This window comes from Bordetella sp. N (genome assembly GCF_001433395.1).
Lineage (GTDB): Bacteria > Pseudomonadota > Gammaproteobacteria > Burkholderiales > Burkholderiaceae_B > Bordetella_C.
The window spans coordinates 2820117-2835699 of record NZ_CP013111.1; the positions used below are offsets into that span (position 1 = coordinate 2820117).

The 15583-nt window shown below is 63.3% G+C and carries 14 protein-coding genes; 8 read left to right on the plus strand and 6 right to left on the minus strand.

Annotation, left to right across the window (positions count from 1 at the left end; genetic code table 11):
- The first annotated feature begins 7 nt into the window (after nucleotides 1-7).
- Nucleotides 8-631, plus strand: a complete 624-nt coding sequence (locus tag ASB57_RS11995; protein WP_057652441.1) for a DUF2889 domain-containing protein — start codon at nucleotides 8-10, stop codon at nucleotides 629-631.
- Nucleotides 632-694: 63 nt separating this feature from the next.
- Here the strand turns inward: ASB57_RS11995 and ASB57_RS12000 are convergent, their stop codons facing one another.
- Nucleotides 695-1690, minus strand: a complete 996-nt coding sequence (locus tag ASB57_RS12000; protein WP_082621557.1) for a tripartite tricarboxylate transporter substrate binding protein — start codon at nucleotides 1688-1690, stop codon at nucleotides 695-697.
- An 85-nt stretch (nucleotides 1691-1775) separates the two neighbouring features.
- Entirely contained in the window at nucleotides 1776-2750 is a 975-nt protein-coding gene (locus ASB57_RS12005; RefSeq protein ID WP_057652443.1) for a tripartite tricarboxylate transporter substrate binding protein, read from the minus strand.
- A gap of 314 nt (nucleotides 2751-3064) precedes the next feature.
- Between ASB57_RS12005 and ASB57_RS12010 the strand changes: the two genes are divergently transcribed.
- On the plus strand, nucleotides 3065-4021 hold the full coding sequence (locus ASB57_RS12010; RefSeq protein WP_057652444.1) for a D-2-hydroxyacid dehydrogenase family protein: 957 nt from the start codon (nucleotides 3065-3067) through the stop codon (nucleotides 4019-4021).
- Nucleotides 4022-4047: 26 nt separating this feature from the next.
- On the opposite strand, the gene ASB57_RS12015 is transcribed toward ASB57_RS12010, so the two are convergent.
- A complete protein-coding gene (locus ASB57_RS12015; protein ID WP_231755407.1) occupies nucleotides 4048-5025 on the minus strand; it encodes an IclR family transcriptional regulator in 978 nt (325 codons plus the stop codon).
- A gap of 96 nt (nucleotides 5026-5121) precedes the next feature.
- Between ASB57_RS12015 and ASB57_RS12020 the strand changes: the two genes are divergently transcribed.
- The gene (locus ASB57_RS12020) at nucleotides 5122-6093 is read left to right on the plus strand and encodes an ornithine cyclodeaminase family protein (RefSeq protein ID WP_057652445.1); all 972 of its coding nucleotides are present in this window, start codon (nucleotides 5122-5124) and stop codon (nucleotides 6091-6093) included.
- Nucleotides 6094-6142: 49 nt separating this feature from the next.
- Here ASB57_RS12020 and ASB57_RS12025 read toward each other — a convergent pair whose 3' ends face one another.
- The 3 genes from ASB57_RS12025 to ASB57_RS12035 are packed head-to-tail and all read right to left on the minus strand — an operon-like array spanning nucleotide 6143 to nucleotide 9459.
- Complete coding sequence (locus ASB57_RS12025; RefSeq protein WP_057652446.1) at nucleotides 6143-7114, minus strand: tripartite tricarboxylate transporter substrate binding protein; 972 nt, start codon at nucleotides 7112-7114, stop codon at nucleotides 6143-6145.
- Between the two features lie 25 nt (nucleotides 7115-7139).
- The gene (locus tag ASB57_RS12030; RefSeq protein ID WP_082621558.1) at nucleotides 7140-8303 is read right to left on the minus strand and encodes a 2-methylaconitate cis-trans isomerase PrpF family protein; all 1164 of its coding nucleotides are present in this window, start codon (nucleotides 8301-8303) and stop codon (nucleotides 7140-7142) included.
- Between the two features lie 52 nt (nucleotides 8304-8355).
- Nucleotides 8356-9459, minus strand: a complete 1104-nt coding sequence (locus tag ASB57_RS12035; protein ID WP_057652448.1) for a mandelate racemase/muconate lactonizing enzyme family protein — start codon at nucleotides 9457-9459, stop codon at nucleotides 8356-8358.
- 350 nt (nucleotides 9460-9809) lie between these two features.
- On the opposite strand from ASB57_RS12035, the gene ASB57_RS12040 reads away from it, so the two are divergent.
- From ASB57_RS12040 to ASB57_RS12060, 5 genes are read left to right on the plus strand one after another with little or no spacing between them, the layout of a single operon-like run.
- Nucleotides 9810-11177, plus strand: coding sequence for an MmgE/PrpD family protein (locus ASB57_RS12040; RefSeq protein ID WP_057652449.1), 1368 nt, complete (start codon nucleotides 9810-9812; stop codon nucleotides 11175-11177).
- Between the two features lie 11 nt (nucleotides 11178-11188).
- Complete coding sequence (locus ASB57_RS12045; RefSeq protein ID WP_057652450.1) at nucleotides 11189-12448, plus strand: CaiB/BaiF CoA-transferase family protein; 1260 nt, start codon at nucleotides 11189-11191, stop codon at nucleotides 12446-12448.
- Nucleotides 12445-13665, plus strand: coding sequence for a CaiB/BaiF CoA-transferase family protein (locus ASB57_RS12050; RefSeq protein ID WP_057652451.1), 1221 nt, complete (start codon nucleotides 12445-12447; stop codon nucleotides 13663-13665). The genes ASB57_RS12045 and ASB57_RS12050 overlap by 4 nt, the downstream gene beginning before the upstream one ends.
- A 33-nt stretch (nucleotides 13666-13698) precedes the next feature.
- Nucleotides 13699-14481 carry an enoyl-CoA hydratase/isomerase family protein gene (locus ASB57_RS12055; protein ID WP_057652452.1) on the plus strand — a complete coding sequence of 261 codons (783 nt, stop codon included), beginning with the start codon at nucleotides 13699-13701 and terminating at the stop codon, nucleotides 14479-14481.
- Between the two features lie 21 nt (nucleotides 14482-14502).
- The gene (locus tag ASB57_RS12060) at nucleotides 14503-15501 is read left to right on the plus strand and encodes a D-2-hydroxyacid dehydrogenase family protein (RefSeq protein ID WP_057652453.1); all 999 of its coding nucleotides are present in this window, start codon (nucleotides 14503-14505) and stop codon (nucleotides 15499-15501) included.
- Nucleotides 15502-15583: the final 82 nt, after the last annotated feature.

Genomic DNA, 15583 nt, shown 5'->3' on the forward strand with positions numbered 1-15583 from the left:
CACATCCATGCAGAATGCTTCAGATACACAGACCCCGGCCGCGACGCCACCGAGCCGGGAACACATCCATTCCCGCAACATAGCCGCCAACGCCTACCTGCGCTCGGATGGCCTTTGGGACATTGAGTGTGAACTGACGGACACGAAGTCCTACGCCTTCGAGAACGCTGACGGGAAGAAGCTGGAGGCAGGTCAGCCGGTACATCGTCTGTGGATTCGCCTGGCCGTTGACGATCAGCTGTTCGTGCGCGAGGCCACGGCGACAATGCCGGACACGCCCTTCCCTGAGTGTACGAAGGCGACGGCCCCCTTCACCCGCTTGATCGGTTTGCGCATTGCAACGGGCTGGCGCCGCGCCATAGAGGAAAGCATGGGCGGCGTCGAGGGCTGTACTCACCTGCGCGAGATGTTGGGCTTGCTGGGCACGGTGGCACTCCAAGCCACCAACGGCTACCGCAAACAGCAGCTGCGGCAGGCTGGCAAGCCTATCGTTCCCACAGATAAACCCGGCTACCAAATGGGAAAGTGCGTGGGTTGGGATTTCAACGGCCCGGTCGTCGCGCGCATTGCGCCGCAGTTCATCGGCTATGCCGGTGATTTACTGCGAGGCGGCCAGCGCAAGCTTCCGTAGCAGCGCCAGCTTCCGTAACAGCGCAAGGTGACGATGAGCGGCACGGGACTCCCCGGCCGCTCATCACTCTTCTGTGATGTTGGCCCGGGTGACGATATTACCCACCGCGACATAATCCTGTTCCAGCTTGGCCTTGAATGCCTCTCCCCCAAGAAACTCCGACGAGAAGCCCAATTCGGCGAGTTTCTCCTGAAACGACTTCTCGGCCATGATGTCCTTCACCGTGGCCTCGATCTTAGCCGTCACCCCAGCGGGCGTGCCCTTGGCGACAAACAGGCCCTGGAACGTCGCGTACTCGGGCCAGCCTTTGAGTGTCTCGCCCACCGACGGCGTGTCTTTCATCAACGGGAAACGCTGGGCGGTGGTGACGGCCAGGTTACGCGCCTTACCCGCTTTGACCAACGCTTCAACGCCCGTCGGCACGGCGTACAAAAGATCGATCTGCCCGCCCACCAAATCCGCCACAGCTTGAGACGTTCCTTTATACGGAACATGCGTCATCTTCACGCCGGCATCCAGGTCGAGCTGTTCGCCGGCCATGCGGTGCAAAGACGAAGTGCCGGGCGACCCGAACGTCAATTTTTCCGGATGGCTTTTCGCGTAGGCGATGAGTTCTGGAATCGTATGAAAAGGCGACGACGCGGGTACGGTAATGACCAGCGGACTAAGCCCGACCATCGCGACTGGCGTCAGATCCTTACGCGCGTTGATTTTTGCCTTCTTGTGTACGTGCGGATAGATCGAATAGATGGCATTCGGCCCGTAAACCATGGTGTAGCCATCGGCCGGGTTTTTAGCCGTGTAGTCGACGGCGATAGCGCCATCGGCGCCAGGACGATTGTCGACCACCACGGGCTGTTTCCAGCGCTTGGTCAGCTCAGCCGAAAGCGCGCGGGCGAGCACGTCCGCGGCACCGCCAGCCGTGTACGGCACCAGGATGTGGATGGCGTGATCGGGGTATGCGGTAGCGTCTTGCGCCTGGCATGACAAAGGGAGTATTGCGCCAGTCGTGCCGGCGATGACCGTGGACAGCGCCACGATTGTCATTCGTTTCTTCATGATCGTTGTCGTCTCCTGATCCACGACGGACGCGTCTCAGGCAAGGATCCTGATTGATCGACGGCGCCGGGGCACTTCTTCTCAATTACTGTGCTTTGATCTCCGCCCGCCTCGCGACATCACCCCACAGCGCGACGTCCTGCTTTACCTGGGCGCCAAACGCCTCCGGGGTGCCTGCAGCGGGGGTCGATCCCATCGTCTCCATCGTTTGCAACAACGCCGGCTGCTTCAGCGCGGCATGCAGCTCCTTATTCAAGCGCTGCACCACGGCGGCATCCATGTTCGCCGGCCCGAAGACTCCGATCCACGAGTTGGCGTGATAGCCGGGCACCCCTGCTTCCGCGAAGGTAGGGACGTCAGGCAAGGCGGCGAGCCGTTTGTCGCCGGTCACGGCGAGTCCGCGCACCGTCTCTTTCCTGACTTGCCCCGCCACGCTTGGCACACCCGAAATCATGACTTCGACCTGCCCGCTCAGCAGGCCCACCATCGTTTCTCCCGATCCCTTATAGGGAATGGCCGAGAACTTGGCGTTCACCTGCTGAGCAAAGCTTTCGAAGGCCAGGTGGAGTGACCCGCCGTATCCGCCGGCGCCATAGTTGATCGTGTCCGGCGCCTTCTGCGCGGCGGCGACCAAATCCTTGACGCTACGAAAAGGCGTGTCCTTGTTCACGACCAGAAGCACAGGCGTGGTCGCGACCAGCCCTATCGAGGTGAAGTCCTTGACCGGGTCGAACTTGGGCTTCTTGAAAATGGAGGGAGAGATGGCAACGGTCTGGTCCGTCAGCATCAGCGTGTAGCCGTCGGGGGCAGCACGAGCAACATCCAGAGCGCCGATGGTGCCCGTCCCGCCCGCCTTGTTCTCCACATAGACAGTCTGACCCAAGGACTTCGTCAGCTGTACTGCAAGTGCGCGTGCCATCTGGTCCGATGTCCCGCCAGCCGGGTAGGGCACGACCAAGCGGATGGAGCGCTGAGGATAGTCCCCCGCCGCGTGAGCTTGCCCGATGAACAGCGCCGCCGCACCGGCGCCGAGAATTGAAATTACGCGTGCCATTGACATCTTTGTCTCCGATGTCCGCTCCCATCATGGGGCGAATCTGTTTGAACGTTTCCTCTTATGCCAGCACCACCGGCCTTATATCGACCGGTGCACTTGCTCGGGTAAGGCAGTATAGGAGTGGCATCCACACATATCGCTGCGCAAGCCATCGTCAAACGTCCACGACTTGGGAAACTTCGATAGCCCTGTGCGCAGTTTCCCAAGCCATGAAATTCCGGCAATGCCTGAACGCAATCTGCCTAAGGCCGGACGTATACAGTGCACTGACGACCGACGCCGACGACGTCGCGCTTACCCGTTAAGGACACATATCAATGTTGCGAATCGCCATCCTCGATGACTACCAGGGCATTGCATTGCGCTGCGCGGACTGGGCGCCGCTGCGGGACCGCTGCGAGCTGGCGGCATTTTCCCGGCATCTCGATCCTCACTCCGCGGCGGAAGCGCTTCAAGATTTCGACGTCATCTGCCTGATGCGCGAACGCATGGCGGTCCCGGACAGCCTGCTCGCTCAGCTGCCACGCCTGCGCTGTATCGTGATGACCGGCACGCGCAACCCCACGCTGGACATCGAAAGCGCCGGCCGTCGTGGCATCGTCGTCACGCATACCACTCGCAGGGGCGTTGGATTATTCTCGACCGCCGAACTGGCCTGGGGATTGATCCTGGCCCTGGCCCGCCATATTCCGTATGAGAACGCCCGGATGCGGGAGGGCCACTGGCAAAGCAGCTGCGGCGTCGCGCTGGCCGGCCGGCGCCTCGGATTGCTCGGCCTGGGAAAGCTGGGGGCACATATGGTCCCGGTGGCCAAGGCGTTCCAGATGGAGGTCATCGCGTGGAGCCAGAACCTGACGGACGAGCGAGCGATGGAGCTCGGCGTGAAAAAAGTGACCAAGGCCGAGCTTTTTTCCACCAGCGATTTTCTTAGCCTGCATCTCGTCCTGAGCGAACGGACACGACACATCATCGGCGAACAGGAACTGCGGCTGATGCCGAAAAACAGCTACCTGATCAACACTTCACGCGGCGGCCTGGTCGATACCGCGGCACTGGTCGACACCCTGGAAAATTGCAGGATCGCCGGTGCCGCGCTGGACACTTTCGAACAGGAGCCTCTGCCCGCCGACAGCGAACTGCGCAAGCTGTCAAACGTCGTGCTCACCCCACACCTCGGCTATACCGTGGAAGAATTGCTGCGCGCCTACTACGAGGACTGCGTGGAGTGCGTCACACGGTGGCTGGACGGCGCCCCTGTCCGGGTGCTTACCTGAACGCCTGCGCCGCTCGGGCGGTAGCATCACTCATCGAGATGATGCGTCGCCAGCCTCTCGTTGGCCGCCAACTCGGCTTCGATAGACTTGATGGCATATTGCAGGAAGGTCACCACCTCGCCCACGCGCATCACGTCCAACCGCGACTCGATGGTGGAGACGCTGATAGCCGCGATAGGCTCTCTTGCGGCGTTGCGGATGCACATTCCCACGGAACGCACTCCCCGCGCTTCGATAACATCCGAAACGGTGTATCCCAACGCCTGAGTGCTGTATACGCGCTGGGTCAGTTCCTGGTCGGTGTAGTCAGGATAGCGCTCGCGCAGCCGGGGACGGTTGGCATTCCTGATACGCGTATATTCTTCGGGATTCAAGGCTGCGAGCATCGCAATATTGCCCGCGCCGACGCCTAATGGCCGGCGCCGCCCGGGCTCGAGCACAAAAACCTTGACGGGATGCGTGCCCTCCTTGCGGTCCACGCAAACCCCGTCGAAGCCCGAGCGCACCGACAAGAAAATCGTGTCCCCGGTCTGCTCGGCCAATGCGTTCATATAAGGCTGACAGATATCCCTCAGTTTCACGGGAGGTGCGACGGCCACGCCCATTTCGTACGCGCCCAGGCCCAAAAAATAACGCTTGGAATCCTGCTGCTGGGAAACCAGACGTTCGGATATCAAGGCTTGAAGGATACGATGAACGGTGGATCGCTCGATCCCCGAGGCCTTGCTGATGTCGACAAGGCGCAATCCCGTCCGGTTATTGGCCGTCAGCAACCTCAGCAGTTGCGCGACACGCCGGATCAACTGCGTGCCCGGAGCGACAAGGCCATCTGGTTCGCTGATGCCTGCCGGCGCAATAGCCGCAGGGCTGCTGCGATGAATGGGGTTGAGGTGCATGATCGTTCCACCGTATGGGAATAATTTTTTCAGGCGCATGCGGCACTGAGTCTCCTCCAGGAATTCTAGGGCATCCGGCGCCCATGCGCCGCACAAAGCGTCCACCATGTGGGAAACCCCTTAGACGCGCAGAACGTACGCCTCCGTCCGGGCGCGGATTCTGGCAGTCTTGCCCAAAGGCAAAGCGCCGTAACGGAGACTGCGATGCGATTTTTGACAGAAGAAGACGTGGGCACGCTGCTGCCCCTTGAGCGGGCCATCGACTGCGTCGAGCACGCATTCCGCGACCATGCCGCCGGCGCCGCCGTGGATGTACCGCGAGTGCGGACCAAGACACCAATGGGCACTCAACACATCCTTCAGGCGGCATCCACGTCACTGGACGTCATCGGCTTCAAGGCCTATTTCCCTGGCGCCGAACGTCGTCTGTTCCAGGCGCAGCTGGCTCAGTTGTCGACCGGGATCCCTCTAGCGTTTGTCGAAGCGGACGAGCTGGGCATACGCCGCACGGCCGCGGCCACGGCGGTGGCGACGCGCGCCCTTTCCCGCGAGGATTCCGCCACGGTGGCATGCTTCGGCACCGGCCGCCATGGTTTGATGCAGCTGCGCGCGGTCTGCGCGGTACGTGCCATCACTGCTGTGCGCATACACGGAAGGGATGCCGGACGGCTCGAACGGTTCGCGGCACAGGCAGGCGACGAACTGGGATTGCCCGTCACCATCGCGAGTAGCGCCGAGCAAGCTCTGGCTGGCGCCGACATCGTGAACATCGTGACGCGGGCTGACGCCCCGCTATTCGACGGCCGGCTGCTCAGCGAAGGGCAGCACATCAACGCTGTAGGGTCCAATGCCCTGAACCGACGCGAGATCGATCTGCAAACGATCCGGCGCGCGGATGTCCTGGTCGTCGATGCCGTGGAAGTCGCCCGGAACGAATGCGGCGACCTGTTGCCAGCCGTCGAGGCCGGGCTGCTGCAATGGCATCAGGTCGTAGAGCTTGGGCAGGTACTGACCGGCTGCCGGCCGGGACGCAGCGCGCCAGAACAGATCAGCCTCTTTGAGTCCCAAGGTATGGGTATCCTGGACCTTTACGCCGCCCATCACGTCTACCGCGCGGCGCTGGAGCTTCAGGCGGGCGCGCTATTGCCGGTTCGCGGCCATCCGGCCCGTGGCTAAAGGCCAGGAACCGGCGGCGCGGCATGTTCCGCTTCCGCCAGCACTTGCTTCATTGCGGTTCCAGCTTGGCCTCTTGGGCCACCTTGCGCCACTTCCGGACCTCGGCCTCGATGAAGGCTTGCAGCTCCGCGGGGCTGCTCCCACGCGGCGTCGCGCCCAACCGGGCCAACAGGTCGCGTGTCGCCGGCGCCTCAGTGAACGCACGCGCGGCCTGATTGAGCGTATTTTGGATATCCGCGGGCATGCGCGCCGGCCCCACCAGCGCCCACCACACGCCGGCGCTGAAACCGGGAGCCAGGGTTGCGACGGCCGGCACTTGCGGCAGCAAGGATAAGCGTGTCTCGTCCGCAATCGCGAGCGGCACCAGCTTTCCATCGCGCACATGCGGCATGATGGGCACGACATTGATGAAACTCATCTTGATCCGCCCGGCAAGCAGATCGGTCATCATCGGGCCCGTCCCTTTATAGGGCACGTGCAGCATGTCGAGATGAAACGCATGGGCGAACATCGCACCCGCCATCTGCTGCGAACTGCCGGTGCCGTTGGATCCATAGCTGAGGTCGCCCGGGTGGGCACGCCCATATGCAATCAGGCCCTTGAGATCGCGGATTCCGAGCGAGGCCGGCACCACGAGGACGTTCGGCGAACTCGCCACCATCGAGATCGGCGTGAAATCCTTGACAGCGTCGTAACGCAGCTCGCGATAGATCGCGGGATTGATGCCATGGCTGCCCACGTTGGCCATGAACAGCGTGTAGCCATCCGGCGCGGCACGGCTGACGAACTCTGCGGCCAGAATGCCGTTGGCGCCGGGCCGGTTCTCGACTATCACCGTCTGTCCCAGCCGTCGGGTCATGAATTCCGCGAGCGCCCGGGCCGTCGTGTCGTTCCCGCCTGCGGGCGGATACGGCACGATCAACCGGATCTGATGGTCGGGATAGGCTGCGGCGGCGTTGGAGGACGCCACCCCCAACGCCATGAGCATTATGACGAGCAAGACAACGGAAATACGCTGCATCCGGCGCTCCTTCTGTGCGGAGTGTTCACTCGGTCAGGCTGCGCTCGATCACGGAATCCCGCACATACACCGTACCTTCCATGATCCGGCGGGCCGTGCGGACGTAGGACACCTCTTCGATGTCGCCGTTCGGTGCAAGACCGATGCGCACTGGAAATACGCCGGTCGGGTGGCCGATGCGGACATAACCGTCGGTCGACGGCCGCGCCACCGAATGCACGATCGTGCCGGGAATATTGGCGGCCATTGCGGTGCATACCGCCCCCGTCGCGGCAAAAGCTTTGTGCAGCCGTGGCGGCGGGCCACCCACGCGCCGGGCGACGAAGCTGACGTCGGCAGCGGCGACGGTTTTCTTCGTCATGAAGTCCACGTAGTCGGTCGGCTCCAGCACCGACACCGGGTGCGGCAGACGCGACTCCGGCGCCAGTCCCACATGCGCGGCCGCTGCATTGCGGATCGCCCAGAAGCGATCGAGGATTTCCGGCGTGAATTCCTCGGGACTTTCCGTGCCGCGAATGCCGGCGTCCCGAGCATGGAAGAAGCACGTCGCCTTGGCCATATCGACGATGGAAACGGCGATCTTGCGGCCAAACTCGGGAATGTATATCTCGTCCACCGCATTGCCGCTGGGCAGCAGCTTGCCGGTACTGGCTCCCTTCGTGGCGGCGAAGTCCATGCGAATTTCGCCTGACGTGCCGGGCACGCCGGCGATGGCGCATTCGCCGTCGACGGCCGGCGCCCCATTGGCGTCGACCGGCACGTAGGACACCAGCAATTGCTGGGTATTGGTATTGAAAATGCGCACGCGCGTCACCGGATGAACCGGTTCGACCAGCCCTTCCTCGATGGCGAATACGCCGACCCCGGCGGACAGATTGCCGCAATTGGCCGAGTAGGACACGTAGGGAAGATCGATGCCAACCTGGCCGAAGGTGTAGTCCACGTCCGCACCGTCACGCTTGCTCTTGTCGACAATGACGATCTTGCTGGTGAGGTTGTCCGCGCCACCAAGGCCGTCGATCTGGCGCGGATCGGGGCTGCCCATGGCGGCAAGCAGGACTTTTTCCCGCTCCTTCACGTCGCGCGGCAGGTCTTGTTCGTGGAAGTAAATCCCCTTGCTGGTGCCGCCACGCAAAATGACACAGCGGACGCCACGTTGGCGTGAAGAGCGAAGTTGTCGGGTCGTCATGATGAAACGCTTCCTTTGTAAGATCGGCAAGCCGGCTTGCCAGGCGATGGGCTTACCAATCCAGGCGATAGCGGGCCAGCTTTTCCGGATCCACCTCAGCACCGATACCCGGCGCATCGAGCACATGAAGTTTGCCGTCGCGGATGTCTATAGGGCGGGCCAGCAGATCGTCTTCCTGCTTCAACGGTGTAGAAAGATCCGCCGGATAGGTGACGGCGCGAAACGCCGCCGCGAAGTGCGCGCTGGCAACCGCTCCCACACCCGATACGCCTTGAGAGCCAATCCAGCATGGCATGCCGTACCCCTCCGCCATGTGCACGATGCGTGTCGACTCATACATCCCGGTGCGCGCGATCTTGATCCCCATCACACCGATGGCGCCGTCCTGCAATTCGCGGCGCACGTCGGTCAGCGAGAACACGCTGTCATCAGCAAGAATGGGCACACTGGTCGCATCCGCGACTTTCTTGCGATAAGCACCCAACCCGATCGCCACCGGTTCTTCGGCCATTGCCAGACCGTATTGGGCCATGGCGTTGATCGTGCGGATGGCGACATCGGGCGTGTAAAGCTGGTTGGCGTCGATGAACAGGAGCGCCTTGTCCCCCAGGGTCTCACGCAGCATGCGCAAGCGCTGGATGTCGCCTTCGGGATCGGCGCCCGCCTTGATCTTGAACGCCTGGATTCCATACTGGTCGCGAATGCTGACCGCCTCTTGTACGAACTCCTCGTCGTTGTCGAAGTTCAGGCTTAGCATCCAGCTGACGTCGACCGGCTTGACCGTGCCGCCCAACAGACGGGCCAGGCTGACGCCCAGGCCCTGTGCCGCCACATCATGCAAGGCCGTATCGAGGGCCGCCTTGGCGGTCGGGTTCCAGGGGATGGCAGCGAGCGCCGCCTGATAGCCCTCGCGATCCAGGGCATCGCGGCCCACCAACATGGGGCCCAACACGTCGCGGACGATGTGGACGATCGACCGCTGCGTTTCACCATAGATGGTCGGACGGGCCGGCGCCTCGGCGGTACCGACCAGTCCATCCGCGTAGATCCGGATGAGCACATGGTCCTGCGCGTCACGCTTGCCGTGGGCGCCCCATCGGGAAGCTTTCTTCAAAGGGATGCGAAAAGGAATGGCTTCCACGCGTTCGATCTTCATGCGTTGTCTCCTGGCGGATTATTTGTTGCAGAGCGGCAAGGCCGCGCTCACCGACGTGTCGCGACTCGACATCGCGTGTCCTGTCTTCGATGCGTAGTCTAGCGGCAGGTCATCCGGACAACCCGGCCGGTACGCAATAGGAGTTCCATCATGTGGGAATCTCCATCGACAGCCTACAAATGGCTGACAGCCCCTGGTTCTTCTCACATGGTGGACTGCAACCCCGCTCCGCACGCGCGTTCGCAGAACGATCAAGGCCTATCATTTTGCCGAGCTGGCCAGCAGGCAAATAACGATGTGTCCGCAACATCAGTGACAGAGAGAGACAAATGACAGGACTGACTCAGACCATGGCGCGGGTGGTGACCCAGCGCCGCCTGGACGACTTCCCCCCGGAGACGATAGACAAGGCGAAGAAAGTCATCGTCGATACCTTCGCGGTCATCCTGGCGGGCGCGGACAGCGAAGTGGAAGAACCGCTGATGCGCTACCTGGACATGACCCCAGCGGCGGGGAAGGCACCGATCCTGGGAACGGATCGCCGCACGACGGCTGAAATGGCGGCACTGATCAACGGCACTTTCGGACACGCGTTGGACTTTGATGACGTGCTGTCCATGATGCCCGCGCATCCGAGCGCGATTATCGTCGCAGCCCTGCTCGCCGATCTGCCTGACCATCCTTTGACTGGCCGCGAGTTTATCGAAGCCTACGTCATCGGCATCGAGGTCGGCGCCCGCATCGCCCAGGGAATCACAGTGGGCCACTATAGCCGCGGTTATCACGGCACCGGCACCCTGGCGACGTTCTCCGGCGTGGCCGCCATGGCCAAGTCGCGCGGCCTGGATGAAGACCAGACCCGTACCGCCTTCGGTATCGCCGCATCCATGGCCAGCGGCTTGCGGCGCAACTTCGGCACCATGACCAAGCCACTGCATACCGGACTCGCAGCACGTAACGCCTTGCAGGCAGTGCGGCTGGCGCTGTGCGGATTCACTGCGGCGCCCGACATTCTGGAAGCCAAGGCGGGTTTCTATGCTGCCTACGGCGTGGAAGCCTCCGACCCGGAAGTGGCGATCGCGGCGCTGGACGGACCCGGCATCCTCGTCGACCCCGGCATCGCCCTGAAGAAATTTGCCTGCTGCTATGCCGCGCATCGCGGTATGGATGGCGTCCTGGCGTTGCGCGAGAAGCATGGGTTCACCGTCGAAGATGTGGTCAAACTCGAATGCCGGATGCCGCCGGGTGGGATGCTGGTCCTGACCTATCCGCAACCCGTCACGGGCTTGGAAGGGAAGTTCAGCCTGCAATACGCCCTTGCCGCCGGATTGGTGGACGGCCACTACACCGTCAGCACCTTCACCGACGCGGCCGTACAGCGACCCGAAATCCAGGAAGCGCTCAAGAAAATCTCTGCCTACGAGGACGAGTCGTGCCGCGATGACGATCCGCTGTTCGACACGCGCAGCTCCGGCGGGCGCGGCTTTGTCGACGTCGAGGTCACGCTCCGCAATGGCACGCGCGACACGATCCGGATACACAAAGCGCCTGGGCACCCGTCCCGGGAGCTGACCTGGACCGACATCGAAGCGAAATTCGACGATTGCGCGGACCACGCCAGCATCGAGCCGGCGACTGCCAGGCAGGCATTCAAGAACCTGCGCGAATTGGAGTCGACAGAGGATCTCGCCGCGCTCGTGAAGCTGCTGCACCACTGAAGAGGACGCACATGACCGATACCAACATCCGATCGACCAGCAAGGGCGCGCTGGACGGCCTGCGCGTGCTCGAAATCGCCGGCCCGGCAGTCCAGTACTGCGGCAAGATGTTCGCCGACCTGGGCGCGGAGGTCATCCTGATTGAACCGCCCGGCGGAGCAGCTACCCGCCAGGTCGGCCCATTTCTTCAGAATGCCACCCAGGCAGGCGCCCCAGTCGAGCGCAGCCTCTCCTTCGTGTACCTGAACAGCGGCAAGAAATCGATCACGCTTGACCTGGAAGCCGCTGACGGCCGCGACGCGTTGCATCGCCTGGTGGCCGGTGCCGATCTGCTGATCGAAGGCGAACGGCCCGGACGGCTCGAAACGCTGGGCTGCGGGTATGAAACCCTCGCGGCCTTGAATCCGGCGCTGGTGCTGACCAGCATCACCCCATACGGCCAAACAGGCCCCTACAGCGAACACGAAGCCGAAGATCTGGTGTGCATGGCGACCGGCGGCTTCCTGTACCTGGGCGGCTACCCCGACAGCGCTCCGATTGGCGCCTACGGCAACCAGGCCTGGTCATGTGGCAGCATGTTCGGCGCGGTCGCCAGCATGCTCGCGCTGACGCAAGCCGAGGCGGCTGGCCAGGGTGACCATGTTGACGTTTCCATCCAGGAGTGCATGGTCCTGGCAATGGAAAACGCCGTGCAGTTCTATGACCTGGAAGGCACGCTGCGCCGCCGTACCGCGGGCCTTCAGCGCTTCGCCGGCACCGGTGTCTATCAATGCGAGGATGGCCACGTCTACATGATGGCCGGCGGCATCGGCGCGAATCGGTTCTGGGATCGCACCGTCGACTGGCTCAAAGAGGAAGGCGTACCTGGCGTGGAGCGCCTGAGCGGTGACGAATGGCGCGAAACAACCTATCTGCAGTCGGACGAAGCCAAGCAGATCTTTATGGAAGTCTTTGGCGCCTGGGCGAAAACCAAAACCAAGGCTTACCTCTACGCGGCCGCACAGGATCGGCATGTACCCGCCGCGGCCATCAATTCCGTCGACGATCTGATCGCCAGTCCCCAACTGGCGTCCAGAGGGTATTTCGTCGAAGCCCGCCAGCCGGGTTGGCCGCAGGGCGTGAATATGCCAGGCGCCCCATATCGCCTGGAGCGCACCCCATGGTCCCGGCAGGGTCCGGCTCCCCTTCCCGGCGAGCACAACGCACTGATTGCAGGCTCGGCGAACGGCCGCCGCAACGCGCCGCGAGGCACTGAGGAGACGATCCGATGACGAAGCAATTGCCGCTCACCGGCGTACGTGTGACCGACTTCACCTGGATCGGCGCGGGATCCTACACCACCAAGATTCTCGCTGACGCCGGCGCCGAAGTGATCAAGATAGAAAGCGCGGACCGCGTCGATTCGCTGCGTCTTGCCGCCCCTTACAAGGACGGCGTCAAAGGGTTGAACCGTAGCGGCTACTTCGCCGACCGCAACTCCAGCAAGCGCAGCCTGACCTTGAACATGAAGCACCCCAAAGCGCTGGAGCTGGTCTTCCGCCTGATCCGCCAGAGCGACATCATCGCCAACAACTTCACGCCCGGCGTCATGGATCGCTTCGGTCTGGGCTATGACGCGGTGCGCGCGGTGAAGGAAGACATCATCTACCTGACGATGTCCATGCAGGGAGCATCCGGACCGCAAAAGCACTATCTGGGATACGGCGCGACGATGGCAGCCGTGACGGGGATCCAGCACCTGACCGGCATTCCCGGACGGGAACCGGCAGGCACGGGCACCAACTATCCCGATCATATTCCCAACCCTTGCCATGCGACATTTGCGGTGCTGGCCGCCCTGCGGCACAGGCGCCGCAGTGGCGAAGGGCAGCGTATCGACATGGCCCAAACCGAGCCCACCGTCGCCCTGCTCGGCCCTGCGGTGCTCGAATACACGGCCAACGGCCACGTCCCCCAGGCGCGCGGCAACCGCCATCCCCAGGCCGCGCCGCACGGTGTGTTTCGCTGCGCGGGTGAGGACAGATGGATAGCCGTGACGGTGATGAACGACCAGCAATGGCAAGGGCTGCGCACCGCCCTCGGCGCGCCCGCCTGGATGGACGACGCGCGGTTGGACTCGGTACAGGGCCGTCTTGCGCACGTCGAAGAAGTCGAGGAGAAGCTGACGACCGAGACCCAGCGCCAGCCCGTTGAAGCGCTTGTGCAGGTGCTACAGGAACACGGCGTTCCCGCCGGCCGCGTGAGTACCGCCGCCGACGTCATCGACGATCCGCAGTTGCGGCATCGCGGTCATTGGCTGACCCTGAATCATCCGGAGATGGGGCCATCCCTCTACAACGCCCAGCCTTTCCGCAATGCACGGAGCGCGACGGGACAGGCGCGGCCGGCACCCCTGCTGGGGCAACACACCCATGAGATATGCACCACCCTGCTGGGGCTGGACGACGCGGAGATCGCGCGCCTTGCCGAAGACGGTGCACTGCGTTGAAGACACTCCGGACATCGCCATAAGGAAAAGACCATGAGTTCCGTTGAAATCACCGTCGAGGAGCACATCGCCACCGTTGTGCTGAACCGGCCCGAGGCCATGAACGCCGTCGATCCCGAAATGCGCGGCCTGCTGCACGCCGCTTGGGACAGGATCCGCCACGACGACGACATCTGGGTGGTCATCATCACAGGCGCGGGCGACCGTTCCTTCTGCACGGGCTCCGACCTGAAGAAGACGCTGCCGTCCGGCGAGTCCGCCGCCCAGCAACTGCTGGCCGGCCCCCCGGGCGCCGGTTCACTGATTGCCAACCTGAACACCGACAAACCCCTGATCGCCGCCATCAACGGCTATGCGCTGGGCGGCGGCATGGAACTGGCGCTGGCTTGCGACATCCGCATCTGCGCGGATAACGCGCAATTCGCCCTGCCCGAGGTAAGGGTGGGCAGCATGCCCGGCGCTGGTGGCTCCGTGCGCCTGCCCCGCTACGTCGGCCGCTCCGACGCCATGCTGATGCTGCTGACCGGCGCGCGCACGGACGCCACGGAAGCCTTGCGCATAGGCCTCGTCAGCAAGGTCGTCGCGGCAGATCAGCTGCTGACCGAGGCGCGCGCCATCGCGCAGGCCATCGCCGCCAATGCGCCCTTGTCGGTGCGCGCGGTCAAGCGCATGGTCCGCCAGGGCGAGGACATGCCGCTGTCGCACGCCATCGACGTCGAGCGCAGCCTGTTCGGCCTGCTGTTCAACAGCGAAGACCGCATCGAAGGGCGCAAGGCATTCGCCGAGAAGCGCAAACCGGAATTCAAGAGCCGCTGAGGGTCCGGCAGGAGAGCATTCATGACCAAGGTACGCGTTGCCGTGCTGGACGATTATCAAAACCTGGCGTTGGAACTGGCGGATTGGGCGCCTGTGCGCAGGCAGGCCGATGTCGTCGTCTTCGATCGGCACTTGTCCGAAGACGAAGCCGTGGACGCCCTGCGGGACTTCGACGCCATCTGCCTTACACGCGAACGTATGGCTTTGCCCGGATCGCTACTGGAACGGCTGCCACGGCTCAAGTTCATCGCCGTGACCGGCCCGCACAATCGCACCCTGGACTTCGCCGCCGCCGATCGTCTTGGCATTACGGTGTCGTGCACGCAGCGGTCGGCCAAGGGTCAGTTCGCCACCGCGGAACTGGCCTGGGGCCTGATCCTGGCGCTCGCACGCAACCTGCCTGCTGAAGCCGCCGGCATGAAGGAAGGCCACTGGCAGCGGTCGGTCGGCATCGCGCTGGCAGGAAAGACCCTGGGCCTGATCGGACTCGGCCGCCTGGGCAGCCACATGGTGCCCATCGCCCGCGCTTTCGGCATGGATGTCATTGCGTGGAGCCAGAACCTGACCGACGACAAAGCGGCTGCCGCCGGCGCGCGCCGGGTCGACAAGGACGTGTTGTTCCGCGACAGCGATTTCGTCAGCCTGCATCTGGTGCTCAGCGAGCGCAGCCGGCACATCGTCGGCGCCGCCGACATCGCGGCCATGAAGCCTTCCGCCTTTCTGGTCAACACGGCGCGTGGCCCGCTGATCGAGCACGCGGCGTTGCTAAAGGCCCTGCAAGAAAGACGTATCGCCGGGGCTGCCCTGGACACGTTCGACGTCGAGCCCCTGCCGGCCGACGATGCGTTGCGCAAGCTGGACAACGTCATCCTGACACCGCATCTGGGCTACACCGTGCGCGAACTGCTGCAGCCCTTCTACGAGGCAACCGTCGAGAACCTGTTGGCCTGGCAAGCCGGCAGCCCGCTGCGCGTCCTGAGCGCCGCGCAACCGCATCTGGCGGGCAAGGTCGTGCAGTAACCGTCTGGCGACGATGGGCCTTGCTTACACGCAGGCCCGGACAAAAACAGACCGCGCCGTCACGACGCGCGGCTTTCAAGGA

Coding starts and splice junctions, on each gene's coding strand:
- ASB57_RS11995 (WP_057652441.1), top strand. CDS start 8: ATGCAGAATGCTTCAGATACACAGACCCCGGCCGCGACGCCACCGAGC.
- ASB57_RS12000 (WP_082621557.1), bottom strand. CDS start 1,690: ATGAAGAAACGAATGACAATCGTGGCGCTGTCCACGGTCATCGCCGGC.
- ASB57_RS12005 (WP_057652443.1), bottom strand. CDS start 2,750: ATGTCAATGGCACGCGTAATTTCAATTCTCGGCGCCGGTGCGGCGGCG.
- ASB57_RS12010 (WP_057652444.1), top strand. CDS start 3,065: ATGTTGCGAATCGCCATCCTCGATGACTACCAGGGCATTGCATTGCGC.
- ASB57_RS12015 (WP_231755407.1), bottom strand. CDS start 5,025: ATGGTGGACGCTTTGTGCGGCGCATGGGCGCCGGATGCCCTAGAATTC.
- ASB57_RS12020 (WP_057652445.1), top strand. CDS start 5,122: ATGCGATTTTTGACAGAAGAAGACGTGGGCACGCTGCTGCCCCTTGAG.
- ASB57_RS12025 (WP_057652446.1), bottom strand. CDS start 7,114: ATGCAGCGTATTTCCGTTGTCTTGCTCGTCATAATGCTCATGGCGTTG.
- ASB57_RS12030 (WP_082621558.1), bottom strand. CDS start 8,303: ATGACGACCCGACAACTTCGCTCTTCACGCCAACGTGGCGTCCGCTGT.
- ASB57_RS12035 (WP_057652448.1), bottom strand. CDS start 9,459: ATGAAGATCGAACGCGTGGAAGCCATTCCTTTTCGCATCCCTTTGAAG.
- ASB57_RS12040 (WP_057652449.1), top strand. CDS start 9,810: ATGGCGCGGGTGGTGACCCAGCGCCGCCTGGACGACTTCCCCCCGGAG.
- ASB57_RS12045 (WP_057652450.1), top strand. CDS start 11,189: ATGACCGATACCAACATCCGATCGACCAGCAAGGGCGCGCTGGACGGC.
- ASB57_RS12050 (WP_057652451.1), top strand. CDS start 12,445: ATGACGAAGCAATTGCCGCTCACCGGCGTACGTGTGACCGACTTCACC.
- ASB57_RS12055 (WP_057652452.1), top strand. CDS start 13,699: ATGAGTTCCGTTGAAATCACCGTCGAGGAGCACATCGCCACCGTTGTG.
- ASB57_RS12060 (WP_057652453.1), top strand. CDS start 14,503: ATGACCAAGGTACGCGTTGCCGTGCTGGACGATTATCAAAACCTGGCG.